Genomic DNA, 26,444 nt, shown 5'->3' with positions numbered 1-26,444 from the left:
GGCGAAACAGTCGCGCAAGGAAGTCAGCAAACTAACTGGCGTGCCGCAAGCTCACGCCGCTGCCCTTGTCGAACAGCACCACCTTGTCCGGGTTCCACGCGAACCGCACCGGTTGCTCGATCTCGACATCGGTCCTCGCCGGCACTGTGGCGCGCAGCATCGTGTCGCCGACCCTGAGCGTCAGGATCTTCTCGACGCCATGGTTCTCGACATCATGCACCCGCGCCTCGACCGGCGCACCGCTCTCCAGATAGACGTCCTCGGGACGGATGCCGAAGACGAGCGGGCGACCGTCGGTCGCACCGCCCGCGTTTAACCCCCAAGAAGTCCTGGCTCCGCCTGAAAACGGCAGTTCGAAATTCATCGGCGCCATCACCGCGCGGTTGTCGACCAGCGTGCCCTCGATCAGGTTCATCGGCGGCGAGCCGACGAAACTTGCCACATAGGTGTCGCGCGGATTGTTGTAGATCTCCTGCGGCGTGCCGGTCTGGACGATGCGGCCATGGTTGAGCACGCCGACCTTGTCGCCCATCGACATCGCCTCGATCTGGTCGTGCGTCACGAACAGGAAGGTGGCGCCAAGCTGAATCTGCAAATTCTTCAGCTCTGTACGCAGCGCCTCGCGCAGTTTTGCGTCGAGCGCCGACAGCGGCTCGTCCATCAGGAACACGCGCGGCTTGCGTACGATCGCGCGGCCGATCGAGACGCGCTGCATCTCGCCGCCCGAGAGCCGGTCGGTCTTGCGGTCGAGCAGATGCTCGATGCGCAATGTCCTGGCCGCGCGGTCGACGCGATCCTTGATCTCGGCATCGGGCAGCCGGCGGATCTTCGGCTTCAGCGGGAATTCGAGGTTCTCGCGCACCGTGTAGCGCGGATAGAGCGAATATTGCTGCAGCACCAGCGCCACGTCGCGCTCGGCGGCACCCCAGTCGGCGACGTCGACGCCGTCGATGAAGACCTGGCCTTCGCTCGGCTTCTCGAGACCCGCGATCATGCGCAGCGTCGTCGTCTTGCCGGCGCCGGTCTCGCCGAGCAGCACGAAGAACTCGCCGTCGGCGATTTCGAGATTGAGCCCGGTGAGCGCGGTGTGATTGCCGAAGCTCTTCGAGATGTTTTTCAGCTGGATATGGGCCATCAGAGTCTCACCCCAAGCGACTTGCCGCTCGCCACGTCGAAGAAATGCGCCTGCGTCGGGTCGATCCTGGCGAAGACCTTCTCGCCGGGTCCGCTGACGAAGCCGCTCTTGGTGCGCGCACGCATCATCTCGGAGCCGACCTTGATGTCGACGATGTCGAAGGATCCGAGCGGCTCGACGATCTGCGTCTCGACCGGCAGGAAGCCTTCCGCTGCCTCATGGCGCACGATCACCCCTTCCGGCCGGATGCCGAGTGCGAGCTTGCCGCCGGCATGGCCGTTGAGCTTCGACAGAAGCGCGCGCGGGAACTCGAAGCCGTTGGTCGCGTCACCGACCGTGACCGAGGCGGCCGAAGCCTTTTCCGTCACCGAGGCCTCGGCGACATTCATCACCGGGCTGCCGACGAACTGCGCCACGAACAGATTGGCCGGTTGCGAATAGACCTCGTCCGGCGATCCGACCTGCTGCAACACGCCCTCATGCATGATGACGATGCGGTCGGCGAGGCTCATCGCCTCGATCTGATCGTGGGTGACGTAGATGGTGGTCGAGCCTTGCTTGATATGCAGGCGCTTGATCTCGGCCCGCATCTCTTCGCGCAGCTTGGCGTCGAGCGCGCCGATCGGCTCGTCCATCAGCATCGCCTTCGGCCGCCGCACCAGCGCCCGGCCGATGGCGACGCGCTGCATGTCGCCGCCCGACAGCGCCGACGGCTTCTTCGCCAACAGGTCGGAGATCTGCAGCGTCTTGGCGACCGAGCGCACTTCCTGGTCGATCTCGGCCTTGCTCTTGCGCGTTGCCCTGAGCGGAAAGGCGATGTTCTCGTAGACGCTCATATGCGGATAGAGCGAGAACGACTGGAAGACCATGGCGATGTCGCGGTCGGCGGCCTTGAGGTGCTGCACCGGCTTGCCGTCGATCAGGATGTCGCCGCCGTCGATCGTCTCCAGGCCGGCAATGGCGCGCAGCGTCGTCGTCTTGCCGCATCCCGACTGGCCGAGCAGCACGATGAACTCGTTGTCGTCGATCTTGAGGTTGAGGTCCTTGATGACCTGGACGGCGCCGAAATATTTCTGCACGCCGCGAAGCTCGATCTGGGTCAATGCTGCGCTCCCGGATTTCGCGCTTGCGCATCTGCGCCATGACCGGTGCCGGCCTCTTCCTCCGGCGCGATCTTCGACGTGATGTTGAAGCCGATCAGCCCGATCAGGATGATGGTCACGCCGTAGCTGTGCAGCAGCATGTTCCAGGGCTGGCAGAGCGCGACGATGCCAAGCACCATCAGGATCTGCGAGCCGGGTTCCAGGTATTTCTGGTTGATGGCGCGAAAGCTCATTTGCGGATCGCTCCGAACGACATGCCGCGCAAGAGATGGTTGCGGAGCATGAAGGTGAAGATCGCGACCGGCAGCAGGAACAGGAAGGTTCCAGCAGCGATCACCGTCCAGTCCGGCAGGCCGGAGCCGATCTGGCTGGGGATGAAGGGCGGTGCTGTCTGGGCACGGCGGCTGGTCATGATCAGTGCGAAGGCATATTCGTTCCACGCCGTGATAAAGCAGAAGACGGCGGTGGCGGCGATGCCGGTGGCGGCCTCAGGTAGCACGATCTTGAAGAAGGCCTCCATGCGCGTATAGCCATCGACGAGCGCCGCCTCCTCATATTCCTTCGGGATCTCGTCCATGAAGCCTTTCATCAGCCAGACTGAGAAGGACAGGTTGAAGGCGGTGTAGAGGATGATCAGGCCGAGATGGGAATCGTTGAGCCCGACTGCGCGGTACATCAGGAACATCGGGATCGCGACGACCACCGGCGGCAGCATGCGCGTCGACAGGATGAAGAAGAGCAGATCCGCCTCTCCCTTCACCCTGAAGCGCGAGAAGCCGTAGGCGGTGAAGGTGCCCATGCCGACCGCCAGTACCGTCGAGGTTATGGCCACGATCAACGAGTTCATGAAGCGGCTCGGATAGCCGGACCACTGCACCTGGCCCTTGCCGTCACGCACGATCTTTTCGCCTCCGTCGAAGACGACGCGCTCCCACCAGGGAGCGGCTGCATACTCCTCCGGCGACGCCGCGTTGCGCATCTGCGAGCGCTTGGCGAACAGCTTGACGAAGGGCGATATTTCCGGCTGGAAGACGACCGTCGGGGGGATAGTGGTGGCGAGATTGCGCGGCTTGAACGCCGTCGAGGCAATCCAGTAGATCGGCGCAAGGAAGATGATCGTCACCACCAGCACCGCGACGATTGCCGCACGGTTGAAGCCGATCTCGGAAGAAGTGCGCACGGCGGCCATCTCAGCGCTCCTTCACCTTGTTGAGGTATTTCACATAGATGTTGGTGATCGCCAGCACCATGATCAGCACGATGTAGGCCATCGCGCAGGAGCGCCCGGTCTGCCATTCCTGGAACGCCATCTTGTAGAGCCGGATCGAGATCAGTTCGGCCGTCGGCTGGCTGGTCAGGATGTAGGCAAGGTCGAAGGTCTTGAATGCTTCCATGGTGCGGAAGATGACCGCGATCATCAGGATCGGCGCGACCAGCGGCAGCGTGATGCGGAAGAAGGTGTAGAACGGCCCGGCACGATCGATGGCGGCGGCTTCGTAGAGATGCTTCGGCACCGCCGAGAGACCGGCCAGGGACAAGAGCATGACGAAGGGCGACCACATCCAAATGTCGGTCAGCGCCACCGCATAAAGCGCCATGCTCGGATCCGACAGCCATTCGAAGGTGCCGAGGCCGAGCGCGTAGTTGATGATGCCGAAAGACGGATCGTAGAGCAGTTTCCAAAACAGGCCGACCACCGCCATCGACAGCATCATCGGCAAAAGCAGCAGCGTCGTCAGCAAGCCCTTCAACGGAATGTCGCGGTTGAGCAGCATGGCGACGCCGAAACCGACAAGCAGCTGCCCGGCGACCGAGATGATGACGTATTTCGCGGTGATCGCGAAATTCGACCAGACATAGGGGTCGTTGAGCAGGTCGCGATAGTTCTGCAGCCCGACGAAATTCGCCGACGCATTGGTCGAGGCGCGGAAATCGGTGAAGGAATAGCCCAGCGAATAGATCAGCGGGAAGATGTTGAAGACGATCAGGAACAGGATCGTCGGGATGATGAAGAGATTGCGGATCGAAATGTCGCTGAGGCCGCGGGCAGCGGCCCGCGAGGACCTGTCCAGCGTCGTGATCATCGTGGTCGCCAAAACCCTGCTCCAGATTCTTCAAAGACAAACGGAGGAGGCATGATGGCCTCCCCCGTCAGGCATGACTGTTATTGGCCGCGGCCGTATTTCTTGAAGGTCGCGTTCCAGTCGCCGGCCAGCGCGTCCAGCGTCTCCTTGGCGGTGCCAGGTCCACCGATCACGTAGGGATAGATGCGCTGGTTGAGCTGCTGCAGCAGTTCGGCATATTCCGGCACCGCCCAGAAATCCTTCACCTTGAACATGGTCTCGTAGAAGGCCTTGTTGTAGGGCGTGGCGTTCTGGAACTCGGGCGACTTCAGCACCGCCGCGCTGCAGGTGTAACCGCCAAGCGCTGCCCACTTCTTCTGGGTCTCGTCCTTGATGAACCATTCGAGGAACTTCACCGCCTCTTCCTGCTTCTGCGAGTAGGAAACGATGGAGATGCCCTGACCGCCGAGTGCGGCGAACTGGTCGCCGTTCGGCCCCGGAGGGTTGGCGAAGAATCCGGTGTTCTTGGCATTCGGGTTCGACGCCTCGTTGATCAGGGAGGGGAAGAACGCGAAGTAGTTCATGCTCATCGCGGCCAGGTTCTCGGTGATCGCCTGGTTGTCCTCGACGAAGAACGCCTTGGCCCAGCCCGGAGGCGTGAACTTGTAGAGCTCCCGGTAGGCGTCGAGCGCGGCGACCGCCTTGTCGGAATTGATGAAGCCGTCGACCTTGTAGGTCTTATAGTCACCCAGTTCGCCGCCATAGGAGAACAGCGCGTTCTCGAAGCCCATCGCCATCGCGTCATAGGAATTGTCGGTGTAGATGGCGATGCCGTACTTCTTCTGGTCCGGTCGGTGGAAGAATTCGGCAATGTCGCGCAGCGCCTTGAAATCCTTCGGCACGTCGAGGTCGTAGCCGTATTTGGCCTTGAAGGCTTCCTTCTCCTTCGGGTCCTCAAACCAGTCCTTGCGATAGGACCAGCCGACGGCGTCGCCTTCGAGCGGAATGGCCCAGTACTTGCTGCTGCCGCCCGGATATTCGGCATAGTATTTCACCGTTGCCGGCGCCATCACCTCGCCCAGCTTGTGCTTGTTGAAGAAGTCGGTCAGGTCGACATAATGGCCACCGGTCGATCCGGCGCCGAGCCATTGCGAGTCGCCGACGACCATATCATAGGCGTCGCCATGGGCGTTGAACTCGGTGAAGGCCTTGGTCTGGAAGTCGGGCCACGGTGTGGTTTCCACCGTGATCTTGACGCCGGTTTCCTTCTCGTACTCGTTGCCGAGTTCCTGCAGATAGTTGGCCGGATCCCATTCAGCCCAGAATATGGTGAGTTCCTTATCCTGCGCGTAGACGGACGTTCCGCAGGCGAGCACTAAGCCGATACCAGCAAGCAGGCTGGTCATTGTCTTGCGCATAATGATTTCCTCCCTTGTGCGCATTCTACCGTGTCATGCGAGCCGGCAGCGAGGCCGGCCCTGGTAGTTCCTCCCGTGGTGGCACATTTCCGGTTCTGGGCCTCGTCGCCCGGCCGGAAAATGGATCGCAGCCCTCACTTTCGATCCGCTTTATCGGTCCTGATCTGGTATTACCAATTTCAAATGCACGTCAAGCTCTTTCTTCTTCGATCAGCGACTGTCAGACAACCCATCCGCGGCGGTATCTGCCTGTTTTACCTTAATTTTCCTACTCCTTGATACATGACGGTCTTGTTTTTGTTGTGTCAGCACAATTACTATGTGTAGCTGGCTTCCATATCTGGTCGAACCAGATTCGCGTTTATTTTGCCACCGCCGGTCGCGCGGCCCCGTCTCCATCGCCCACTGATTCCGCCACCGCCGCCCGCACCAGGGCGCCAGCCGCCCATTGCGCGACCGACATCATCTTGCGGCTGTCCAGGCCCCATATGTCCTTCAGCACGATCAGCACCTCGACGCCGAAGATCAGCGACAGCGCCTGTGCCAGGCGCCTGAATTCGCGCGGCGGCAGTCGGCCCTTGAGCGGAGCGATCGCGTCCTTCAAAAGCTCGACGCGATGGCCGCGGGTGAATTGCGGCTCGCCGCCCAGCGTGCCCGCCTGCCGCTGCGCCCACTGCTCGAGCGACAGCTTCAACGCTGCCTTGAACGTTGCCTCGAACGCCTCGATGCGCGGCATCGCTGCACCGAACAATTCGGCGACCCGGCGCTCGGGATCGGCGGAAGTCGAATGCCAGGTGAGGATCGGGCCGAGCCCTTGATCGACCACCGCCTGCACCAGTGCCGCCTGGCTCGGAAAATAGCGATAGGCGGTCGCACGGGACACTTCGGCTGCTTCCGCCACCTCGCTCACCGAGGGCGTGGCGCCAGCCTGCATCAGCCGCGTCGCCGTCTCCAGCATCAGCCGCCTTGTCCGGGCGCGAGCCCCGCGCTCGGTCGCCTGATTTACTCTCTGCTCGGCGCCATCGTTCATTGCGGCTTGTTGACGTGAGACATCCATGTCAATACGATACGCGCGTCTCAAAAAATTGCAATGGCCTTGGCGCTGCCGAGCGGCCTGCAGAGAGCGGCAGGCGACGACGCCGGGCACGCCGAGGACCGGGGAAACGCGATGAAGCGCATCTATGTGGTGGGCACCGCCGACACCAAGGGCGAGGAACTTGCCTTCCTGGCCGACGCGATCGCCGCCACCGGTGCTGCCGTCACCCGTGTCGATGTCGGAACCCGCGCCGCCACCGTGCCGGTCGATATTCCTGCCGAGGAGGTCGCCGGCCATCATCCCGAGGGCCGCAACGCCGTGCTGGGAAGCGACGACCGTGGCAGGTCGGTGGCGGCGATGGCCGCTGCCTTCGCCCGCTTCGCGCAGTCGCGCACCGACATATCAGGCATGATCGGCATCGGCGGCGGTGGCGGCACCTCGATCATCACCTCGGGCATGCGTACGCTGCCGCTCGGCCTGCCCAAGATCATGGTCTCGACGCTCGCCTCCGGCGATACAGCACCTTATGTCGACGTCTCCGACATCGTCATGATGCCGTCCGTCACCGACATGGCGGGGCTCAACCGGCTGTCACGTGTCGTGCTGCACAACGCTGCTCAGGCGATATCCGGCATGGCAGCGAAACCGGCGCCATCGGCCGACGGCAAGCCATCGCTTGGCCTCACCATGTTCGGCGTCACCACGCCTTGCGTGACAGCCATCGCCGATCAGTTGCGCGCCACCTACGACTGCATGGTCTTCCACGCCACCGGCACCGGCGGCCGCACCATGGAGAAGCTCGCCGACTCTGGCCTGCTCGCCGGCGTCATCGACATCACCACCACCGAAGTCTGCGACCTGCTGTTCGGCGGCGTGCTGCCGGCGACTGACGACCGCTTCGGCGCCATTGCCCGCACGAGGCTGCCCTATGTCGGCTCGGTCGGGGCGCTCGACATGGTGAATTTCTGGGCGCCGCCAACCATTCCCGAACGCTATCGCGGACGGTTGTTCTACGAGCACAATTCCAATGTGACGCTGATGCGCACGACAGCGGACGAATGTCGCCAGATCGGCGAATGGATCGGCGGAAGATTGAGCCGCTGCCAGGGTCCGGTCCATTTCCTGATCCCCGAAAAGGGCGTCTCGGCGCTCGACATCGAAGGCGGCGCCTTTTTCGATCCCGCAGCCGACGCCGCGCTGTTCGAAGCCATCGAACGCACGATCAATCCGACCCCGACGCGGCGCGTGACCCGCCTGCCGCTGCACATCAACGATCCGGAATTCGCCAGGGCCGCAACCGCTGCCTTCCTCGACATCGCCAGCAAGTGAGACCTGACAAGCATGGCCGCCATTCCGCGCAAGAAAATCCTGGAAAAATTCCGCAGGATGATCGCCGACGGCGTGCCGATCGTCGGCGGCGGCGCCGGCACCGGCCTGTCGGCAAAGGCCGAGGAGGCCGGCGGCATCGACCTCATCATCATCTACAATTCCGGCCGTTACCGCATGGCCGGGCGCGGCTCGGCCGCCGGCCTGCTCGCCTATGGCAATGCCAACGAGATCGTCAAGGAGATGGCCTATGAGGTGCTGCCGGTGGTGAAGAAGACGCCGGTGCTGGCCGGCGTCAACGGCACCGATCCTTTCGTCATCATGCCGCTGTTCCTGACCGAGCTGAAGACGATGGGCTTTTCCGGCGTTCAGAACTTTCCCACCATCGGCCTGTTCGACGGCCAGATGCGGCAAAGCTTCGAGGAGACCGGCATGGGCTTCGGGCTCGAGGTCGACATGATCGCCGAGGCGCGCCAGCTCGACCTCTTGACCACGCCCTATGTCTTCAACCCGGACGAGGCGCGCGCCATGACCAAGGCCGGCGCCGACATCGTCGTCGCCCATATGGGCGTGACGACGGGCGGTTCGATCGGTGCGACGTCGGCCAAGTCACTCGACGATTGCGTGAAGGAGATCGACGCCATCGCCGACGCCGCGCGATCGGTGCGCAAGGATGTCATCCTGCTTTGCCATGGCGGGCCGATTTCGATGCCGGACGACGCCCGTTACATTCTGGAACGCTGTGAGGGCCTGCACGGCTTCTACGGCGCCAGCTCGATGGAGCGGCTGCCAGCGGAAGCCGCGATCGCCAAACAGACCGCGGATTTCAAGGCCGTCGCGCTTGGCGGCTCGAAAACTATCGCGAAGAAAAAGAAGGGATGAAACGATGGCCGACAAGAGCAAGGTGTTCGTATACCCGAAGGACGTCAGCGCCTTCGGCTTCGACTGGGGCAGGCTGGCATTGACGGTCGCTCCGGAAGTGAACGGCGCGGAGCGCTTTTCCGGCGGCGTCGTCGACCTGCCGTCCGGCAAGGGCCACACCCGCCACAATCATCCGGGCGCGGAAGAAATCATCTTCGTCATCTCGGGCCATGGCGAGCAGATGGTCGAGGACGAGCAGGGCAATCCGGTCGTCGCGAAAGTCGGCCCCGGCTGCACCATCTACGTGCCGGAAAGCCGCTTCCATTCGACGTTGAACACCGGCGACGGTCCGATGCAGCTTTTTGTCGTCTATTCGCCGGCCGGACCGGAACTGGCATTGCGGGAGTTGCCGGATTTCAGGCTGATCCCATCGGGGTGACGTAACGTCTGGCGATCAAAGATCCAGCCCGATCTTCATCGCGCGAGCGACTTTCGCCAAGCGTTGAACGCCTGTATCGCCACTCATACGGTGAGGGGGAACAAGGGCGTCGCAGTCGTGGCGAAATCCCTCCCAATCGTCGAAATGCTGCACCCAAAAGCGCAAACACTGTTCGGCTTCTTCGCGCCCCAGCTGCCAGAGTACAAATCGAACTGCATTTTCAGGGAACATGAAGCCTGGAACTTCAGAATACGCGACCTGTTTAGCTAGTTTGCCTGGGGCACCAAACCGTTCGAAGAGCGGCAGGACAGTCGTTTGAATGTTCGCAACGATGTTCGCAATTTCAGCCTGACGCGCAAGCGGGTCTGCGATGTTCCATGTCCGCCATTGATGCGGGCTTCGCAAATTGCCAAGCTGTCCGCCGGCGACCCAATCGCTAGCACTGGCGGGCCAAGCGCTGTGCTCGTCCCACTCTTTTATTGCCCTGCTGTAGACTGACGCATGCACGACGAGTTCGACATACTCGCCGCCGACATTCAGATAGTTTGACTGAAAGGAGATTTTGAATGTCCAGTCGCCGGCTCGGCGGCTTGCATGAGGACCGCTTTTCGCAAAACGGAACCCGATCGGTTCGAGCCGCATAGAAATCTGCTGGCACCCGTCGAGAAAGACTTGCCTGGGCAATTCGGGTTCCATTGCCAGCGCCCTAGGCCACCCCACCTCTATTCCACCCCCGACCCCGGTCACCGAACATCACATAGCCGGTATCGGTGACTGCCAGCGTATCCTCCAGCTTGATGAAGCCACGCGTCGGGTGAAGCATCGTCGTCTCGACCGACAGGACCATGTTCTTTTCCAGCGGCTTGACGGCATAGGTGCCTTCATAGGTCACCGGATGGTTGGTCATCAGGAACGGCGCCTCATGCGTGATCAGTCCCATGCCGTGGGCGAAGAAATCGGTGTAGGGCGCAACCTTCGAGGCCTTCAGCACGCCTTCCGCGTGGGAAATCATGTCGCCACCGAGCGTGCCTGCCTTGACCTTGGAGAAGGCCGCCTGCTGCACCGTCTCGACCTCGGCCAGCAGATCCTCGAGTTCCGCATCCGCCTCGCCCAGTATGCCCATGCGGCAGAGGTCTCCTATATAGCCGTGATAGTTGCCGCCGGAATCGATCGACAGCACCTCGCCCCTTTTCCACGCCTGCGGTGAGGCAGCCCGGTTGTGGCTGGAGCCCAGCGTCAGCAGGCAATATTCGAAATGTGCGCCACGATTGGTCTCCTCGCGCCGCAACTGCTCGATGATCTCGGTCTTGGTCGTGCCCTCATGCGCCCAGCCAATCGTTGCCAGCATGGAATCGGTGATCAGTTCGGAGGCGATGCGCAGCTTCTCCAGCTCCGCGTCGGTCTTGATGGCGCGCATCCGCTCCAGCATGTCGGTGGCGTCGACGAGCTTTGCGTCCGGCAGCGCCTTGCGGATCAGCGTATAGGCATCCGACGGCAGGAAGGCCGGCTCGATGCCGATGCGCGCTCCTGCCTTGCCGATCTTGCGCACATGCTCGACCGCGAGGTTGGCGGCGTCGAGCGTGCCCCAGCAGGCGGCATGCAGGGTCGGCGTCCAGAACGGGTTGTTCTGGTGCTCGGCGCCTTCCATGCGGTTGCCTATATAGGCGGCATGGTCCGGCCCGCCCTTCTCGTAGACGACGACAGGCAGGTAGCGACTGTGGCCGATCGCATCCATGGCGGCGAAGAAGATGAACTTGTAGCCGCCAAGCAGGTACTGCGTGTTGTGCTTGGAGGTAGCGAGCAGCACATCGATGCCGGCTTCCTCCATCAGCCCGTCGAGCCTCGCCTGGCCGAACGGAATGGTGCCGATGGCGCTCTTGCCCGGGGCGATGTTCATTGTTCTCTCCCTGAATGTGCCGGCCGGTCGGGCCGGCTTGCCGGCTGAGCTGGTCGCTGATCATCTGGCTGCCGATCAAATCTGCACTATTTTCGCCACGCTGGTCCAGCCAGAAATGGTGCTGAGATCGCAACAGACTTTACAATGCCGAGTTCTCGCGCATCAATCGCCTCATCTGGTAATACCAGATGAGCATCTTGAACCGCTTGGCTAACAACTGGTCCAGCGGACGAAAATTTCAAAGCCACGGCAGCATGCGCCAATTCCGTCTCTGGCGAAACCCTTCGCAAGGGCCATAATCGCCGCCGCAAGGATGCTCGCGGACCCGCTGGCGTCGAGGGGATTGGCGCACCCGGCCGGGTGCGGAGAGGACGGAGGTCGATCATGTCAGGTTTCACCATTTCCAGGCGCACGGTGCTTGCCGGTTCGGCGGCCCTGCTCGCCTCCACCGCCATGCCGGTGATCGGCTGGGCGCAGACGCCGAAAAAGGGCGGACGGCTGGTCGTCGCTGCCGATTCCGAGCCGCGCAACCTCAACCCGGCAATCGTCGCCTCAAACGGCGTCTTCTTCATTTCCAGCAAGGCCGTCGAAACGCTGGCCGAAGCCTCCTTCGACGGCAAGGATGGGCTGCAGCCGCGCTTGGCGCTCTCGTGGGAAGGCGCTGCCGATGGGCTATCGGTGACCTTCAAGCTGCGCGACGGTGTCAAATGGCATGACGGCAAGCCCTTTACGTCGGCCGACGTCGCCTTCTCGGCGCTGCAGATCTGGAAGCCGCTGCAGAATCTCGGCCGCACCGTGTTCAAGGATCTCGCCGCCGTCGACACGCCGGATGATCTCACCGCCGTCTTCAAATTCGCCAAGCCGACGCCGTTCCAACTGATCCGCAACGCCCTGCCGGCGCTGAGCAGCGTCGTGCCGAAGCACATCTACGAGACTGGCAAGATCGAGGAGAACCCGGCCAACAATGCGCCGGTCGGCACCGGCCCGTTCAAGTTCGCCGAATACAAGGCCGGCCAGTACTACCGACTGGTGAAGAACACCGACTACTGGGGCAAGGACGAGCCCTGGCTCGACGAGATCGTCTACCAGGTGCTGCCGGACCGCACCTCGGCGGCGGCGGCACTCGAAGCCGAAGAGATCCAGCTCGCCGTTTTCTCGGCCGTGCCACTGGCCGATCTCGACCGCATCTCCAAGGTGCCTGGCATCAAGGTCATCACCAAGGGCTATGAGGGGCTCACCTATCAGCTCGTCGTTGAGATCAACCATCGCCGCAAGGAACTGGCCGATCTGAAAGTGCGCCAGGCGATCGCGCATGCCATCGACAAGGACTTCGTCGTCAAGACGGTGTTCCTCGGCTATGCCGCCACCGCCACCGGTCCGGTGCCGAAGAACGATCCGCAATTCTACACCGCCGACGTGCCGACCTATGCATTCGACGTCGCCAAGGCCAACGCTCTGCTCGACGAGGCCGGTTACAAGAAGGGCGCTGACGGCAAGCGCTTTTCGCTGAAACTATTGCCGGCGCCCTATTTCAACGAGACCAAGCAGTTCGGCGACTATCTGCGCCAGGCGCTGGCCGCCATCGGCATCGACGCCGAGCTGGTCAACAACGACTCGCCCGCGCACATCAAGGCCGTCTACACCGACCATGCCTTCGACCTCGCCGTCGGCCCGCCGGTATTCCGCGGCGATCCGGCGATCTCGACCACCATCCTGGTGCAGAGCGGCATCCCGGACGGCGTGCCCTTCTCCAACCAGGGCGGCTACAAGAACGACGAACTGGACGCGCTCATCGCCAAGGCGTCGGAGACGCTCGACACCTCAGCCCGCACCGAGCTCTACAAGGAGTTTCAGCAGAAGGTGGCGGCCGACTTGCCGCTGATCAACGTCGCCGAATGGAGTTTCATCAGCGTCGCGCGGGATACGGTCGGGAATATAGCCAACAACCCGCGCTGGGCGGTCTCGAACTGGGCGGACACCTATTTGGAATCGTGACACACTCGCGCGGATGAAAATTCGCGGCAAAATTGGCGTGGAGACTTGGTCAAATGCCGAGTTCCTTCACACCCCCCTCTGTACTACCGGACAGAAGGGGGTGCCCAGGCGCAGCACCTCTCTCGACCGATACGGCGTCCTGTCCCCATGACCCGCGCCCTCGCCCTCCTGCGCCGCCGTCTCGTCGGCAGCATCTTCGTGCTGCTGATCGTCGTCATCGGCACCTTCCTTTTGCTCGAAGCCGCACCCGGCGATGCGGTCGACGCGTACATCGTCTCGACCGGCGGCGACGCCGGCATGATCGAACTGCTGCGTCACCGCTGGGGCCTCGACCAGTCGGAGCTGACACGGCTCGCCACCTATCTCTGGGCGCTGCTGCATCTCGATCTCGGCCAGTCAGTCACCTTCTCGCGCCCGATCCGCGACGTTATTCTCGAACGCCTCCCCACGACGCTGTTGCTAATGGGCAGCGCCACCGCGCTCTCCTTCGGCCTCGGATCGGCGCTCGGCATCTATGCCGGCGCCAGACCTGGCAGCTTTCGCGACCGCTTCCTCTCCATCGGCTCGCTGGCGCTCTATGCCGTGCCCGGCTTCTGGCTCGGGCTGGTGCTGATCGTCATCTTCGCCGTCGACCTGCGCTGGCTGCCGATTGGCGGCATCGAGAGCCTGGCATCGGACAAGACCGGCCTTGCCCGCGCCGCCGACATCGCCGTCCATCTCGTCCTGCCGGTGTCCGCCCTCGGCTTCATCTATCTCGCGCTCTATCTGCGCATGATGCGGGCCGGCATGGCTGAGGCATGGCGGCAGGATTTTGTCCTTGCCGCCCGCTCCAGGGGCCTGTCGCGCCGCCGCATCGTGCTCGCCCATGTCGCCCGCAACGCGCTGTTGCCTTTAGTCACCATGCTCGGCCTGCAATCGGCGCAGATGCTGGGCGGCAGCGTCGTCATCGAAAGCGTCTTTGCCGTGCCAGGCCTCGGCCGCCTGGCCCAGGAAGCGGTGGCCGCGCGGGATACCCCATTGCTGCTCGGGATTATTCTCACCAGCGCAGTTCTCGTCATCGTCATCAACCTTCTCGTCGACGTCGCCTACGCCTTCCTCGATCCGCGCGTCGGCGCCAGCGAGGCTGGCGCGTGAGCGTGTTCCGGCGTTTCCTGCGCACGCCGGAGGCGATCGCCGGCGCGATCATCCTGGCGGCGCTGTTTGCCATGGCGCTCTCCGCTTCGCTGTTCTTTCCCGGTGATCCGCAGGCCATCGCAGGCCCGGCGCTGCTGCCGCCTTTCCAGGACTGGGGGCTGCCGCTCGGCACCGACCGGCTCGGCCGCGATGTGCTGGCCGAACTGTTCCACGGCGCCCGCACCTCGCTGGCGGTCGGGCTGGCGGCGGCAGCCGCGGCGCTTGTCATAGGTGCGATTGTCGGCACGCTGGCCGGCTTCGCTGGCGGCCTCGTCGACGAGGCTCTGATGCGCATCACCGACGCTTTTCAGACCGTGCCGGGCTTCCTGCTGGCGCTGGCTTTCGTCAGCGTCGTCGGCCCCTCGCTCGGTGTGGTCGTCGCGGCCATCGCACTCGGTGCATGGACCGGACCGGCGCGTGTCGCGCGCGCCGAAGTCCTCTCTATCCGTGAACGGGATTTCGTCGCCGGCGCCCGCGTCGTCGGCATGCACCCGCTGGAGATCGCCTTTCGCGAGGTGCTGCCCAACGCCTTGCCGCCCGTGCTGGCGCTGTCGTCGGTGATCGTCGCCGGCGCGATCCTGACGGAGGCTGCGCTTTCGTTCCTCGGCCTCGGCGACCCCAACCGCGTCACCTGGGGAGGCATGATCGCGGAGGGCCGCACTGTTTTGCGCACCGCGCCGTTCCTGTCGATCATTCCGGGCGTGGCGCTCGTGCTGACCGTGCTCGGCGTCTATCTTGTCGGCGAAGGCGTGGTCGAGACGACGGCGGTAAGGAGGAGCCTGTCGTGACGGCGCTGCTCTCGATCCGTGATCTCTCGGTGCGCTATCGCCGCGACGGCGCGGAGGTGGTGGCGCTGAAGAATGTCAGTCTCGACATCGCCGCCGGCGAGCGCCTGGCCGTCATCGGCGAGAGCGGTTCGGGCAAGAGCACGCTGGCGCTTGCCATCGCAGGACTGTTGCCGGGTTCCGCCGGAATCGGCGGTCGTATCGACTGGTCCTTGCGACAGCCGCCCACCTTGGGTGCCAAGGCACGCCGACCCAGGTCCGAAACCGTCTTTTCCGAACCCAAATTCGTCCCCCTCGGTGGTCGCGACATCGGCTTCGTCTTCCAGGACCCCTCGGCCAGTCTCGATCCCGTCATGACCGTCGGCAAGCAGATCGCCGAAGTCGCCCACACCCATCTCGGCCTCGACTGGCCGCAGGCGCGCGCGCGGGCAAAAACCCTGCTCGAACGCGTCCGCCTGCCCGACCCCAACGCCGCCATGCACGCCTATCCGCACCAGCTCTCCGGCGGCCAGAAGCAGCGTGTGGCGATCGCCGCCGCCATAGCCGCCGAGCCAAAACTGCTGATCGCCGACGAGGCGACCAGCGCGCTGGACACCATCGTGCAGGCCGAGATCGTATCGCTCATCCGGCAGCTGGTGACCGAGGACGGCATGACGCTGCTGTTCGTCAGCCACGACATTGCGCTGGCCGCCGAGCTTGCCGATCACATCGCCGTGTTCCGTTATGGCGAACTGGTCGAACTCGGGGCCACGGCGCAGATCGTCAGCGCCCCACGCCAAGCCTATACGAGAGCGCTGCTCGACGCCCATATCGGCCTCGATGCCGAACCGCTGCTGCGGCAGGCTGGAATGCTGCGATGAGCAGTCCGCTGTTGACCGTCTCCGGCCTTGCCAAACGATACCATCGCGGCGGCAAAACCATCGCCGCTGTCGATGACGTCTCCTTCGCGATCGAACCCGGAGCGACGCTGGTGCTGGCCGGACCTTCCGGCAGCGGCAAATCGACGATCGCGCGGCTGGTGTTGCGGCTGATCGAACCCGACGTCGGCAACATCCAGTTCGAGGGCGAGGATTTCCTCGCCCTGAATGGCGCCGCCTTGCGCGCCCGGCGTGCCCGCCTGCAGATGGTGTTCCAGGATCCGCTCGCCGCCTTCAACCCGCGCGCCACGGTGGCGCGCGTGCTCGACGAACCCTTGCGCATCCATGGCATCGCATCGCGCGCCGAGCGCCCGCACCGCATCGCCGCCCTGCTGGAGCGCGTCGGCTTGGATGCCGATCTCGCGCCGCGCGCGATCCACGAAATCTCCGGCGGCCAGCGCCAGCGCGTCGCCATTGCCCGCGCCATCGCTACCAAACCATCGCTGATCGTGCTCGACGAAGCGGTGTCGGCGCTCGACGTTTCCGTGCGCGGCGACATCCTCAAATTGCTGCTCGACCTGCAGCGCGAGGAACGGATCGCCTATCTGTTCATTTCGCACGATCTCGGCGTCGTCAGAGCCATTGCCCATCGCATCGTCATCCTCGACGCCGGGCGGATTGCCGAGAGCGGCGATGCCCGCGCCGTCATCAATGCTCCGCAATCGGCGATTGGCCAGGCGCTGGTGGCGGCGACGCCGAAACTACACAGGACCACAGCACCATGACCGACCCCGCAGCCAGAGCCGAGAACCTGTCGCGCGAGCTCGACTCCGCTTTCCGCAACCGGGCCGACCTCTATCGCCTCTTCCTCGACGAATTGACGGCAGAGCTGGGCGCTGAAAGAGCTGAAGCAGTCATGATCCGCACCATCGAACAGCGCGGCCGGGAAGTCGCCGCGTCAGCCTTCGCCGATTTCGGCCCCAACGACGCACCAGCGATCGGCGAGGCATTTCTGGCCATCAGCCCGGATGGCGGCCGCATGTATCCGACAGATGTCGAACGCAGTGAACATCGCATTGCCTTCAAGGTGAGGCGATGCCCGCTGAAGGACGCCTGGGCCGAGGCCGGCGTCGGCGAGGAAAAACTCGCCACGCTCTGCCGCATCGCCGGTGCCTTCGACCGCGGCCTGTTCGAGGCTACCGGCGTGCGTTTCGATAATGTCACCTGGACGCCGGGCCACGGGTCCGGCTGCTGCCACATCGCGCTGACCAACCGTGATGCTGCATAAGCCGTGTGATTGGTGGCCAGCACAGCGTTTGCCGCGCTGGCCCAAACCGAAGCTTCAATGCTTGATACGGTCGCGCATCGCGTACCACAGCATGCCCAGCACATAGAGCGGCCCGCGCAGCGCCGTGCCGCCGGGGAACGGTAGCGGGGTCAGCGTCGAAAACAGGTCGAGGCGGGAGGAATCGCCGGTGATCGCCTCGGCGAGCAGCTTGCCCGACAGCGTCGACAGGATGACGCCCTTGCCGGAATAGCCATGCGCGAAATAGACCTCGCCATAGTGCCCGACATGCGGCAGCCGCGACGTCGTCACCGAGACCAGCCCGCCCCAGGCGTGATCGATGCGGCAACCGGTGAGCTGCGGAAAGGTCTTTTCCATATGCGGCCGCACGAAGCCGGCAATGTTGGCCGGCGGTGACGGCGTGTAGCGCTCGCCGCCGCCGAACAGCAACCGTCCATCCGCCGACATCCGGTAATAATTGACGACGAAGCGGGTGTCGGACACCGCGACATTGGCCGGGATGACATTGCGCTTGCCCTCCAGCGGCTCGGTGGCGATGATGTAGTTGCCGACCGGCATGATGCGGCTATTGACGCGTGGCTCCAGCCCATGCAGCAGCGCATCCCCGGCCAGCACGACATGCTTCGCACGGACCGAGCCCTTGGCCGTCGAGACCCGGATGGAAGGTTCCCGCTCCAGCCGCACGGCCACCGAATTCTCGTGGATGATGACGCCGGCCGCGACCGCAGCTCGGGCAAGACCGAGCGTGTAGTTCAGCGGATGCATGTGGCCGCCAAGCGGCTCGTACATCGCCCCATGATAGGGCGTGTCGACCTTGCCGCGTGCCTCCGGCGCCGACAAAATCTCCACGTCACGAAACTTCATCACGCTGGCCAGGCACTCAGCCTCTTCTTCGAGGTCCTTGAGATCGGAACCGTTCACCGCCCCGACCAGATGGCCGGTCAGCCTGAGATCGCAGTCGATGGCATGGCGCTCGATGATGTCCAGCACCAGTCCACGCGCTTCGAAGGCGAGGTCGAACAGCGCTTTCGCCCGTTCCGACCCGAAAGCCTTGACCAGCCCCTTGGCGCCCTTGCGCAAACCGGGGATCATCTGGCCGCCATTGCGCCCCGATGCGCCCCAGCCGATCTTGCCGCCTTCGAGCAATACGACTTTCAGCCCACGCTCTGCCGCGTGAAGCGCCGCCGACAGGCCGGTGCAGCCGCCGCCGACGACCACCAGGTCGGCGTCGACCTCACCTTGCAGCGCCGGATGATCCGGCGCCGGGTTGGCGGTGGCGACATAATAGGATCTGCCGATATCCAGGCCGGAATTGAACCCCATCATCACACCTTGAGCAGCAGGTGGTCGCGTTCCCAGCTCGTCACGACACTCTGGAACAGATCGAGCTCGACGCTCTTGACGCGCAGATAGGACTGGAAGAAGTCCTCGCCGAGCAGCCCCCGCACTGGGTCGCATGCGGTGAACCGGTCGAGCGCTTCCTCCATGGTTTTCGGCAGCGTACTCTTGATCTTGTAGGCATTGCCCGACGCCTCGGCCGAACGCGCGATCTTCTCCTCGACGCCGAGATAGCCGGCGAGCAGCGAGCCGGCAATCGCCAGGTAGGGATTGGCGTCGGCGCCGGGCAGCCGGTTTTCTATGCGCCGCGCCGCTCGCCCTCCGGCCGGCACGCGCAAACCACAAGAACGATTGTCGCGCGACCACTCGATGTTGGCCGGCGCGCTGTGGTTCGGGCGGATGCGTCGATACGAATTCACGTTCGGCGCAAACAGCGGCATGATCTCGGGGACATATTTCTGCAGCCCTCCGATGAAGTGGCCGAACATTTCGGTATCGGCATCATCGGCGCTGGCAAACAGTGTATTGCCGGCCTCGTCGATGACCGACATGTGCAGATGCATCGAACTGCCGGCCTGCGCTGCGATCGGCTTGGCCATGAAGGTTGCGTGCATGCCGCACTGCTGCGCGGCTTGCCGCGTCATCCTTTTGAACAACAGCACCTTGTCGGCCAGGGGCAGCGCATCGCCGTGCAGGAAATTGATCTCGAGCTGCGCGGTGCCGGATTCATGGATCAGCGTGTCGAGCGGCAATCCGGCCGCCGCGGCGTAATCATAGATGCGCCGGATAACCGGCTCGAACTCCTCCAGCGCCGCCATGTCGTATGGGTGCTGCACGGTTTCAGTGCGGCCATTGCCGCCGACCGGCGCGGTCAGCGGCCGGTCAGGATCGGGATTGGGCGCCGTGAGGTAAAATTCGAGCTCCGGCGCCACCACTGCCCGCCAGCCGCGTCGGCGATAGAGATCGAGCACCGCGCGCAGCACATGACGCGGCGAGGCCATCCACGGACGGTCGTCCATGTGGAAGGCATCGGCAAACACATAGGCCTTCCCCGCACCGGCACCGGGCGCCAGGCAGAGCGTGGAAACATCCGGTACCATCCGCATGTCCGGGTCCTGATAAGCGAAACCCTCATCGATCGACCCCGAATAGCGCCCGTCGATGCTGACCAGAAAGGCGCTGCTCGGCAGATAGAGCGCGCGGTCTTCCAGCGCCTTGAGGAACTTGGCCGCCGGCAAGGCCTTGCCGCGCAGCACGCCGTTCAAGTCGGGCACCAGGCACTCGACTTCGCTAATCGCATGCGCGGCCAGCCAGCTTTTTGGATCGTTGGTGCCGCTCAAAGGCGACGTGATGGTTGAGTGATTGTCAGGCATTTCGGTTCATGTCCGTATCAGAGAGAGTATGGCTTCCGCGGCCGCATCCGTTCCGGGTTTCAGCGCCATTTGCGCTGCATTCTCCTTCAGGCGGGCGCGCATTGCATCGTCGGCCAGCAGGCCGAGAATGGCTCTCTCCAATACTCCTTCGGTCCAGCCGTCACGGCCTATATGATCGCCGACACCGGTCTCGCCGGCGCGTTGCGCATTGTCGTGCCCGTCCCAGCAATAGGGCATGATCAGCGACGGCACGCCGAAGCGCAGCGCCTCGCAAAAGCTGTTGTTGCCGCCATGGTGGATGAACAGGTCCGACTTCGCCACCACCGATGGCTGCGGGAACCAGGCATCGAGATAGACATTGTCGGGCACCGCGCGATAGGCTTCGCGCAGGCCACCGACATTGACGATGAACCGTGCCGGCAACCTGTCGAACACGGCGAGCATACGCTGGATCAAGCCGACATCCATGGCGCCCAGGCTGCCAAAGCTGACATAGACCAGCGGTCCGCCATTGCGCGGGAAGACCGGCACCTCGAACGGCCCTTCCGAGCGCACGCAGCCTTCGAGATAGATGAAGCGCTCGGGGTCGAGCGGCGTGGCGCGCTCCCGGCGCACGATGGTCGGCGTCAGCAGCAAATTGAGATCGGGCGACGCCTCCAGGAACAGTCCTTTCGGCAGTGGCGCCAGGCCCGCATCGGCGCGCAGCCGGTTGAACCGCTGATGCGCGGGCGCCACTGCCGAGAGGTAGCGCGCCTCGAATGCCTCGCGGCCTGGATCGTCGGCGGCAAGGCCGGAGAGATAGGGCGGCACCTCCGCGTCGGGCAACTCGGTCTCGGCGCAGGAGACGACGCGCACCCAGGGGCAGCCGGCGCTAGCCAGCGCAGGAAACATGATGACATTGTCGAGCACGACGGCGTCCGGCTTCAGCCGCCCCAGCAATTGGCGCAGCGGCGCTTCGGCATTGACCGCGGTGTCGACGATCGCCTGCCAAGTCGGGGCGACATAGGTTTCGAGCTGGTCGATCGGGCTCAGCCGGAAATGCGGCAGATGCCGGCGTACGAAAGCCTGCCAGTAGCTCTGCCGCTCGCTGTCGCTCAGCGGATCGTCGGTCGGCAGCTGGTATTCCTGAAAACCGTAGTCGGCAAAGACGCCGGAAAAACCGGCATGGCAGATGAATACCGGCCGCGCGCCACGGGCTCGCAACGCCTGCGCGATGCCGACGCAATTCAGCGCGGCGCCGAAGCTTGCTTCGGGAAACAGCGCGATGGTCGGGCTGGCTTTGCGCGTCAAGATGATCCTCGTCAATCCGGCCGGCTGATCATACCGAACAGTGCGGGCGCACCGCGACTGGCCGCTTGCGGCCGCTGGCTGCGCGAGAGTCTCAGATGCACGCGTAACAGGTCGGCGGCAACCTCATACTGCCGGCTCTCCAGATGGTCGAGCATGGTGAGGTGTTCGCGCAGCGACTGCTTCAACCGGAAGACGTTGACGCCGGCATAGGTTCCCGGCAGCCGTCGCAGCCTGAGGTGATCCGACAGCGCGTCGGCAACGAAGCGGTTGGCGGAACCATCGGCGATCATGCCGTGGAACTCGATATCCAGCCGCTGGAACTCCCTGGTGTCGAACGCCGCATCTGGTAGCGTCGCCAGCGCTTCCATGCCCTGGCGCAGTGCTGCCGCGCGAGCTCCATCCAGCCGGAACCCCGGTGTCAGAATGGCGGCTGGCTCCAGCAGCAACCGGAACTCGTAGCTCTCCCCTTGTGCCTCCGGATCGTCGGGCGCACGGCGAAACAGCCAGGATTGACCCGGCGCGCGATCGACGAGATTCTCCTCTGTCAGTCTCTGAAGCGCTTTTAGTACCGTCTTGCGTTCAGCTTCATAGCGCCGCATCAAGCCGACGACGGTCACAGTCTGGTCCAACCGCCGCGCCGAACGGTCGCGCAGGATCGCCTCGGCCAGTTCGTCCTCAGCCGTGACAGGCAATTCCGCGGCAACGGCGGCTTGCGCGGTGAGGTCGGCAACCAGACGATAGCCGGTAGCGGCCTCCCAGCGCACCACACCCTGTTCGGTGAGCAGGCGCAACGCCGCCCGTACCGGCGTCCGCGAGACATTGCAGAGCGAGGCAATCTGCTGTTCGGGCAGATGCGCGCCGGGCTCGAAACCGCGCTGCCGGGCGACATCCAGGATGCGCTGGGCGAGGTCGAGATGGTTGGTGCGAGGTCGTCTGGCTGCCGCTTGCATGATTAGTCTCGTGAACGGACATGACCGCCATGGTTGGCCGATCGCGAACGCAATCGGCCAGATTCCCTAGCCATCTGTCAAATTATGGATTGACGTACTTTTTTCTGCAATAGTACTGTCACTGCAATCGGCGAGAAAAAAGACCGGGGAACAGGATCGAGGCTGCGGCAGAACCGCGAACGCCGATCCCAAAACGAATTCGACGATCAACCGGAATGGGAGTCTGTCATGACCGCCACCGCTTTGCGGCACCGTTCGTACACAATGTCTTCAATCGCGCTTGGCCTTGCGCTGGCGCTGTCGGCGCCGGCCGCCGCGGCCGACCTCGTCATCTCCAACTGGGACGGCTACATGGCGCCCGATGCCATGGCCGCCTTCAAGACCGCGACCGGCGTTTCCGGCGAGGTCGTCGTGCATGCCACCAATGAGGAGATCATGGGCAAGCTCGTCGCCTCCGGTGGCAAGGGCTATGATGTGGTCTTCGTCTCCTCGCCCTTCGCCGAGGTGCTCAACAAGCTCGGCCTGACCGAGCCGATCGACCACGCCAAGGTCTCCAACCTCGCCAACCTTTATCCGGAGGCGACCAAGCTGCCGCATGATGTCGGCAACGCCTTCTCCGTGCCCTACACCTGGGGAACCACCGGCCTCTGCTACCGCTCGGATCTGGTCAAGACGGCACCGACCAGCTGGAGCGATCTGCTCGCCCCGTCCGACGACCTCAAGGGCAAGACCACCATGCTGGCGACCGACCGCTGGCTGCTCGCCGCCGGCCAGCTTAACAAGGGATTTTCCGTCAACGAGACCGATCCAGCCAAGATGGCTGAAGTGAAGGACCTGCTGATCTCGGCCAAGAAGACCTTGCTCGCCTATGACGACACCACCTTCTACTCCAAGCTGGTATCGGGCGAGGCGCTGATGGTGCAGGCCTGGGACGGCTGGTGCAATTACGGCATCGCCGAGAAGCCCGAGATCAAATACGTCATCCCGAAGGAAGGTTCCGACCTCTGGGTCGACACGATGGTGGTGATGAAGGCTTCCGGGAACAAGGACGCCGCTTTCCAGTTCATCAACTTCATGCTCGACGCCAAGAACCATGCCTGGGCCGCGCAGAACATCGACTACAAGGTGCCGAACAAGCCGGCCATGGAAAGCCTGCCAGCCGATTTCCTGGCCAAATTCCCCAACATGGCGATGCCGGTAGCCGACCTCGTCAAGTTCGAGCAGTTGCGCGACGTCGGCGACGCCCAGCGCGACTATTCGAAGATCGTCAGCGAGATCAAAGCCGCACAGTAGCGGCATCAAACTGATCACGGCCGACGGCGGACATCCGCCGTCGGCCGCCGAATGCGGTTCGCGATCGTGTCCCCAACCAGACTTCGCTCCTCCCTGCTGATGGCGCCGGCGCTGGCCTGGCTGACCGCCCTGATGGTGGTGCCCTGCGCGCTGGTGCTGGCGCTCGCCTTCTTCCGGCGCGGCATCTATGGCGGCATCGAATACACATTCACGCTGGAGAATTTCGGGCTGGTGTTCGACCCGCTCTATGCCGGCATCTTCCTCAACTCGGCGCGCATCGCCGGAACGGCCACTCTCATCGCCGTCATCATCGGCTATGCCGCCGCCTACGCCATATCGGCCGCCCCCCGCCGGCTGCAGCCGGTGTTCCTGTTCTTTGCCGTGCTGCCGTTCTGGTCGAACTATCTGATCCGCACCTATGCCTGGATCGTGCTGCTCAACCGCGAGGGCCTGATCACCCAGCTGCTGCGCTGGTTCGGTTACACCGGCGAGCCGCCATCGATGCTCTACACCGAGGGTGCCGTCATCGCCGGTCTGGTCTACAACTACCTGCCCTTCGTCATCCTCGCCTGCTACGCGCCGCTGTCGCGGCTCAACCCGGAGCTCGCCGAAGCCTCGCGCGACCTCGGCGCCTCGGCCCTGACCACCTTTCGCCGGGTCATCCTGCCACTGACCGTGCCCGGCATCGCCGCCGGCGCGGTCTTCGTCTTCGTACTGTCGATCGGCAATTTCGTCACGCCGGCCCTGCTCGGCGGCGGCCGTTTCCAGATGATCGGCAACCTCGTCTATGACCAGTTCCTGACCGCCAATGACTGGCCCTTTGGCGCCGCACTCGCCATGGCACTGATCGCCATCATGCTGCTGGTGCTTATGACGCAGGCGCTGCTCGCCGATCGCGCCGCTGGCCGCGCGGCGGAAGCCAGCGGAGGCGCCAATGGCTGAGCGTTCCCCCGGCACGCGGCGCGCGCTCTGGCTCGTGCTGTCGCTCGTCTTCGCCTTCCTCTACATCCCGATCGCCGTGCTGGTGGCGCTTTCCTTCAACGAAGGCGGGCTGCCGACGGCATGGTCGGGCTTTTCGCTGAAATGGTATGCCTCGCTCGCCGGCAATGCGGCGATCCTGCAGGCTGCCCTCAACACACTGATCGTGGCGCTGGTCTCGACTGTCATCGCCACGCTACTCGGCACGCTGCTGGCGATCGGCGTCGAGATGCGCCGGCAGTACGGCAAGGGGCTGGAGGCGTTGATCTTCGCGCCGATGATCATCCCCGACATCGTGCTGGCCATCGCACTACTCTCGTTCTTCTCGATGCTCAACCTCACCATGGGCCTGCACACCATCATCCTTGCCCATGTCGTCTTCAATCTCGCCTTCGTCTGTTCGGTGGTGCGCGCGCGGCTGAAGAGTTTTGATTGGTCGATCGTCGAAGCCTCGGCCGACCTTGGCGCCTCCGCGCTCACCACCTTCAGGCGCGTGACGCTCCCGGTCATCCTGCCGGCAGTGATCGCTGGCGCGCTGCTTGCCTTCACCCTTTCGGTCGACGAGTTCATCATCGCCTTCTTCACTGCCGGCGCCGGGCGCGCCTCGACCACGCTGCCGATGCAGATCTACGCGATGATCCGTTTCGGCATCACGCCCGAGATCAACGCGCTGGCGACCATCGTCATGGCGGTCTCGATCACCGCGCTGACCCTGTCGCAGCGGCTCAACCGCGGAGTGATTGGCCAATGAGCGAACCGCGCACGCTGCTGGCCATCGACAAGGTGTCGAAGAATTTCGGCCGGGTGACCGCCGTCGACGGCATTTCGCTCGACATCCGCGAGAACGAGTTCTTCGCGCTGCTCGGTCCCTCCGGCTGCGGCAAGACCACGCTGTTGCGCATGCTGGCCGGCTTCGAGACGCCCAATGACGGGCGCATCCTGCTCGACGGACGCGACATCGCCAGAACTCCGCCCAACAAGCGGCCGGTCAATCTGATGTTCCAGTCCTATGCGCTGTTTCCGCATATGAGCGTCAGGGCCAATGTGTCCTATGGCCTCGAAATGGAGCGTTTGCCGGCGGCCGAAATCCGCACCCGCGTCGACGCCATCCTGGCGACGACCGAGCTGGTCCCCTTCGCCGACCGCAAGCCGGAGCAATTGTCGGGCGGCCAGAAGCAGCGTGTCGCGCTCGCCCGGGCGCTGGTCAAGCGGCCGCGGCTGCTGTTGCTCGACGAGCCGCTCGGCGCGCTCGACAAGAAACTGCGGGGCGCCATGCAGCTCGAATTGAAGCGCCTGCAGCACGAGGTCGGCATCACCTTCGTCATCGTCACCCACGACCAGGAGGAATCGCTGGTCATGGCCGACCGCATGGCGGTGCTGAAGGATGGCCGGCTGCTGCAATGCGACACGCCGCATGCGGTCTACGAACATCCGGCGGATCGTTTCGTCGCCGACTTCATCGGCGTGATGAATTTTGTCCCGGGCAAAGCGACCGCTGATGGCGTGCTGGCGGCCAACGGTGCGCGGATCACAAACAAGGTCCCCGTAACGCTTTCGCCTGGCGCATCCGCCGTCGCCGCGGTGCGGCCGGAACGCATCAGGCTGTTCCCGTCGCCGGACACGGCCAACCGGACTACCGGCACGGTCGAGGCGCTGGCCTATCAGGGGCTCGACTTGCAACTGCATGTCCGCACGCCCTTGTCGCCAAAACCGTTCCTGGTGCGCGTCACCGCCGATGCCGCCGACCGCCGGCCAATCGCGTCCGGCGATACGATCGAACTCGGCTGGGACGCCGCCGATGTCAGAATTTTCGCAGATTGATTGAAGG

At 63.8% G+C, this 26,444-nt stretch carries 26 protein-coding genes; 13 read left to right on the top strand and 13 right to left on the bottom strand.

Annotation, left to right across the window (positions count from 1 at the left end; translation table 11 throughout):
• Nucleotides 1-31: 31 nt before the first annotated feature.
• The 7 genes from AC1RUK_RS00545 to AC1RUK_RS00515 form a co-directional block, all read right to left on the bottom strand.
• Nucleotides 32-1,135, bottom strand: a complete 1,104-nt coding sequence (locus tag AC1RUK_RS00545; protein WP_481837202.1) for an ABC transporter ATP-binding protein — start codon at nt 1,133-1,135, stop codon at nt 32-34.
• A complete protein-coding gene (locus AC1RUK_RS00540; RefSeq protein WP_481837203.1) occupies nt 1,135-2,238 on the bottom strand; it encodes an ABC transporter ATP-binding protein in 1,104 nt (367 codons plus the stop codon). The genes AC1RUK_RS00545 and AC1RUK_RS00540 overlap by 1 nt, the downstream gene beginning before the upstream one ends.
• Nucleotides 2,235-2,471, bottom strand: coding sequence for a hypothetical protein (locus AC1RUK_RS00535; RefSeq protein WP_481837204.1), 237 nt, complete (start codon nt 2,469-2,471; stop codon nt 2,235-2,237). The genes AC1RUK_RS00540 and AC1RUK_RS00535 overlap by 4 nt, the downstream gene beginning before the upstream one ends.
• Entirely contained in the window at nt 2,468-3,427 is a 960-nt protein-coding gene (locus AC1RUK_RS00530; RefSeq protein ID WP_436173605.1) for a carbohydrate ABC transporter permease, read from the bottom strand. The genes AC1RUK_RS00535 and AC1RUK_RS00530 overlap by 4 nt, the downstream gene beginning before the upstream one ends.
• Before the next feature lies 1 nt (nt 3,428).
• Nucleotides 3,429-4,334 carry a carbohydrate ABC transporter permease gene (locus AC1RUK_RS00525; RefSeq protein WP_481837205.1) on the bottom strand — a complete coding sequence of 302 codons (906 nt, stop codon included), beginning with the start codon at nt 4,332-4,334 and terminating at the stop codon, nt 3,429-3,431.
• A gap of 68 nt (nt 4,335-4,402) precedes the next feature.
• Nucleotides 4,403-5,719 carry an ABC transporter substrate-binding protein gene (locus tag AC1RUK_RS00520; protein WP_481837206.1) on the bottom strand — a complete coding sequence of 439 codons (1,317 nt, stop codon included), beginning with the start codon at nt 5,717-5,719 and terminating at the stop codon, nt 4,403-4,405.
• Between the two features lie 361 nt (nt 5,720-6,080).
• Nucleotides 6,081-6,776: a TetR/AcrR family transcriptional regulator gene (locus tag AC1RUK_RS00515; RefSeq protein ID WP_481837207.1), complete on the bottom strand. Its 696-nt coding sequence runs from the start codon at nt 6,774-6,776 to the stop codon at nt 6,081-6,083.
• A 111-nt stretch (nt 6,777-6,887) separates the two neighbouring features.
• On the opposite strand from AC1RUK_RS00515, the gene AC1RUK_RS00510 reads away from it, so the two are divergent.
• From AC1RUK_RS00510 to AC1RUK_RS00500, 3 genes are read left to right on the top strand one after another with little or no spacing between them, the layout of a single operon-like run.
• A complete protein-coding gene (locus AC1RUK_RS00510) occupies nt 6,888-8,084 on the top strand; it encodes a Tm-1-like ATP-binding domain-containing protein (RefSeq protein ID WP_481839613.1) in 1,197 nt (398 codons plus the stop codon).
• A gap of 12 nt (nt 8,085-8,096) precedes the next feature.
• Nucleotides 8,097-8,963, top strand: a complete 867-nt coding sequence (locus AC1RUK_RS00505; protein WP_481837208.1) for a phosphoenolpyruvate hydrolase family protein — start codon at nt 8,097-8,099, stop codon at nt 8,961-8,963.
• 4 nt (nt 8,964-8,967) lie between these two features.
• A complete protein-coding gene (locus tag AC1RUK_RS00500) occupies nt 8,968-9,381 on the top strand; it encodes a cupin domain-containing protein (RefSeq protein ID WP_481837209.1) in 414 nt (137 codons plus the stop codon).
• A gap of 15 nt (nt 9,382-9,396) precedes the next feature.
• Here the strand turns inward: AC1RUK_RS00500 and AC1RUK_RS00495 are convergent, their stop codons facing one another.
• Nucleotides 9,397-10,077, bottom strand: coding sequence for a DUF4304 domain-containing protein (locus AC1RUK_RS00495; RefSeq protein ID WP_481837210.1), 681 nt, complete (start codon nt 10,075-10,077; stop codon nt 9,397-9,399).
• A 10-nt stretch (nt 10,078-10,087) separates the two neighbouring features.
• Nucleotides 10,088-11,278 carry a M24 family metallopeptidase gene (locus AC1RUK_RS00490; protein ID WP_481837211.1) on the bottom strand — a complete coding sequence of 397 codons (1,191 nt, stop codon included), beginning with the start codon at nt 11,276-11,278 and terminating at the stop codon, nt 10,088-10,090.
• A 384-nt stretch (nt 11,279-11,662) separates the two neighbouring features.
• Here AC1RUK_RS00490 and AC1RUK_RS00485 point away from each other — a divergent pair, with 384 nt between their 5' ends.
• The 6 genes from AC1RUK_RS00485 (at nt 11,663) to AC1RUK_RS00460 (ending at nt 17,376) form a co-directional block, all read left to right on the top strand.
• The gene (locus AC1RUK_RS00485) at nt 11,663-13,273 is read left to right on the top strand and encodes an ABC transporter substrate-binding protein (RefSeq protein WP_481837212.1); all 1,611 of its coding nucleotides are present in this window, start codon (nt 11,663-11,665) and stop codon (nt 13,271-13,273) included.
• 147 nt (nt 13,274-13,420) lie between these two features.
• Complete coding sequence (locus tag AC1RUK_RS00480) at nt 13,421-14,407, top strand: ABC transporter permease (RefSeq protein ID WP_481837213.1); 987 nt, start codon at nt 13,421-13,423, stop codon at nt 14,405-14,407.
• Nucleotides 14,404-15,234: an ABC transporter permease gene (locus AC1RUK_RS00475; RefSeq protein ID WP_481837214.1), complete on the top strand. Its 831-nt coding sequence runs from the start codon at nt 14,404-14,406 to the stop codon at nt 15,232-15,234. Before AC1RUK_RS00480 ends, AC1RUK_RS00475 begins: the two co-directional genes overlap by 4 nt.
• The gene (locus AC1RUK_RS00470) at nt 15,231-16,091 is read left to right on the top strand and encodes an ABC transporter ATP-binding protein (RefSeq protein WP_481837215.1); all 861 of its coding nucleotides are present in this window, start codon (nt 15,231-15,233) and stop codon (nt 16,089-16,091) included. Before AC1RUK_RS00475 ends, AC1RUK_RS00470 begins: the two co-directional genes overlap by 4 nt.
• The gene (locus AC1RUK_RS00465; protein ID WP_481837216.1) at nt 16,088-16,873 is read left to right on the top strand and encodes an ABC transporter ATP-binding protein; all 786 of its coding nucleotides are present in this window, start codon (nt 16,088-16,090) and stop codon (nt 16,871-16,873) included. Before AC1RUK_RS00470 ends, AC1RUK_RS00465 begins: the two co-directional genes overlap by 4 nt.
• Nucleotides 16,870-17,376 carry an L-2-amino-thiazoline-4-carboxylic acid hydrolase gene (locus AC1RUK_RS00460; RefSeq protein ID WP_481837217.1) on the top strand — a complete coding sequence of 169 codons (507 nt, stop codon included), beginning with the start codon at nt 16,870-16,872 and terminating at the stop codon, nt 17,374-17,376. The genes AC1RUK_RS00465 and AC1RUK_RS00460 overlap by 4 nt, the downstream gene beginning before the upstream one ends.
• Before the next feature lie 54 nt (nt 17,377-17,430).
• Here the strand turns inward: AC1RUK_RS00460 and AC1RUK_RS00455 are convergent, their stop codons facing one another.
• Genes AC1RUK_RS00455 through AC1RUK_RS00440 form a run of 4 tightly spaced genes read right to left on the bottom strand, consistent with a single transcriptional unit; the run spans nt 17,431 to nt 22,345 of the window.
• Nucleotides 17,431-18,720, bottom strand: coding sequence for an NAD(P)/FAD-dependent oxidoreductase (locus AC1RUK_RS00455; RefSeq protein ID WP_481837218.1), 1,290 nt, complete (start codon nt 18,718-18,720; stop codon nt 17,431-17,433).
• The gene (locus AC1RUK_RS00450; RefSeq protein WP_481837219.1) at nt 18,720-20,105 is read right to left on the bottom strand and encodes a glutamine synthetase family protein; all 1,386 of its coding nucleotides are present in this window, start codon (nt 20,103-20,105) and stop codon (nt 18,720-18,722) included. The genes AC1RUK_RS00455 and AC1RUK_RS00450 overlap by 1 nt, the downstream gene beginning before the upstream one ends.
• A gap of 6 nt (nt 20,106-20,111) precedes the next feature.
• Nucleotides 20,112-21,395, bottom strand: a complete 1,284-nt coding sequence (locus AC1RUK_RS00445) for a nucleotide disphospho-sugar-binding domain-containing protein (protein WP_481837220.1) — start codon at nt 21,393-21,395, stop codon at nt 20,112-20,114.
• An 11-nt stretch (nt 21,396-21,406) separates the two neighbouring features.
• A complete protein-coding gene (locus AC1RUK_RS00440; RefSeq protein WP_481837221.1) occupies nt 21,407-22,345 on the bottom strand; it encodes a GntR family transcriptional regulator in 939 nt (312 codons plus the stop codon).
• Between the two features lie 228 nt (nt 22,346-22,573).
• Here AC1RUK_RS00440 and AC1RUK_RS00435 point away from each other — a divergent pair, with 228 nt between their 5' ends.
• The 4 genes from AC1RUK_RS00435 (at nt 22,574) to AC1RUK_RS00420 (ending at nt 26,437) form a co-directional block, all read left to right on the top strand.
• Complete coding sequence (locus tag AC1RUK_RS00435) at nt 22,574-23,638, top strand: polyamine ABC transporter substrate-binding protein (RefSeq protein WP_481837222.1); 1,065 nt, start codon at nt 22,574-22,576, stop codon at nt 23,636-23,638.
• A 99-nt stretch (nt 23,639-23,737) separates the two neighbouring features.
• Nucleotides 23,738-24,580 (top strand): ABC transporter permease, encoded by an 843-nt coding sequence (locus AC1RUK_RS00430; RefSeq protein ID WP_481839614.1) that lies wholly within the window; start codon nt 23,738-23,740, stop codon nt 24,578-24,580.
• Nucleotides 24,573-25,367 (top strand): ABC transporter permease, encoded by a 795-nt coding sequence (locus tag AC1RUK_RS00425; RefSeq protein ID WP_436173624.1) that lies wholly within the window; start codon nt 24,573-24,575, stop codon nt 25,365-25,367. The genes AC1RUK_RS00430 and AC1RUK_RS00425 overlap by 8 nt, the downstream gene beginning before the upstream one ends.
• Nucleotides 25,364-26,437 (top strand): ABC transporter ATP-binding protein, encoded by a 1,074-nt coding sequence (locus AC1RUK_RS00420; RefSeq protein ID WP_481837224.1) that lies wholly within the window; start codon nt 25,364-25,366, stop codon nt 26,435-26,437. Before AC1RUK_RS00425 ends, AC1RUK_RS00420 begins: the two co-directional genes overlap by 4 nt.
• Nucleotides 26,438-26,444 lie beyond the last annotated feature (7 nt).

It is taken from the genome of Mesorhizobium monacense, assembly GCF_056781675.1.
The sequence above is the reverse complement of the archived record's forward strand: the minus strand, read 5'-3'. Positions and strand labels throughout refer to the sequence as shown.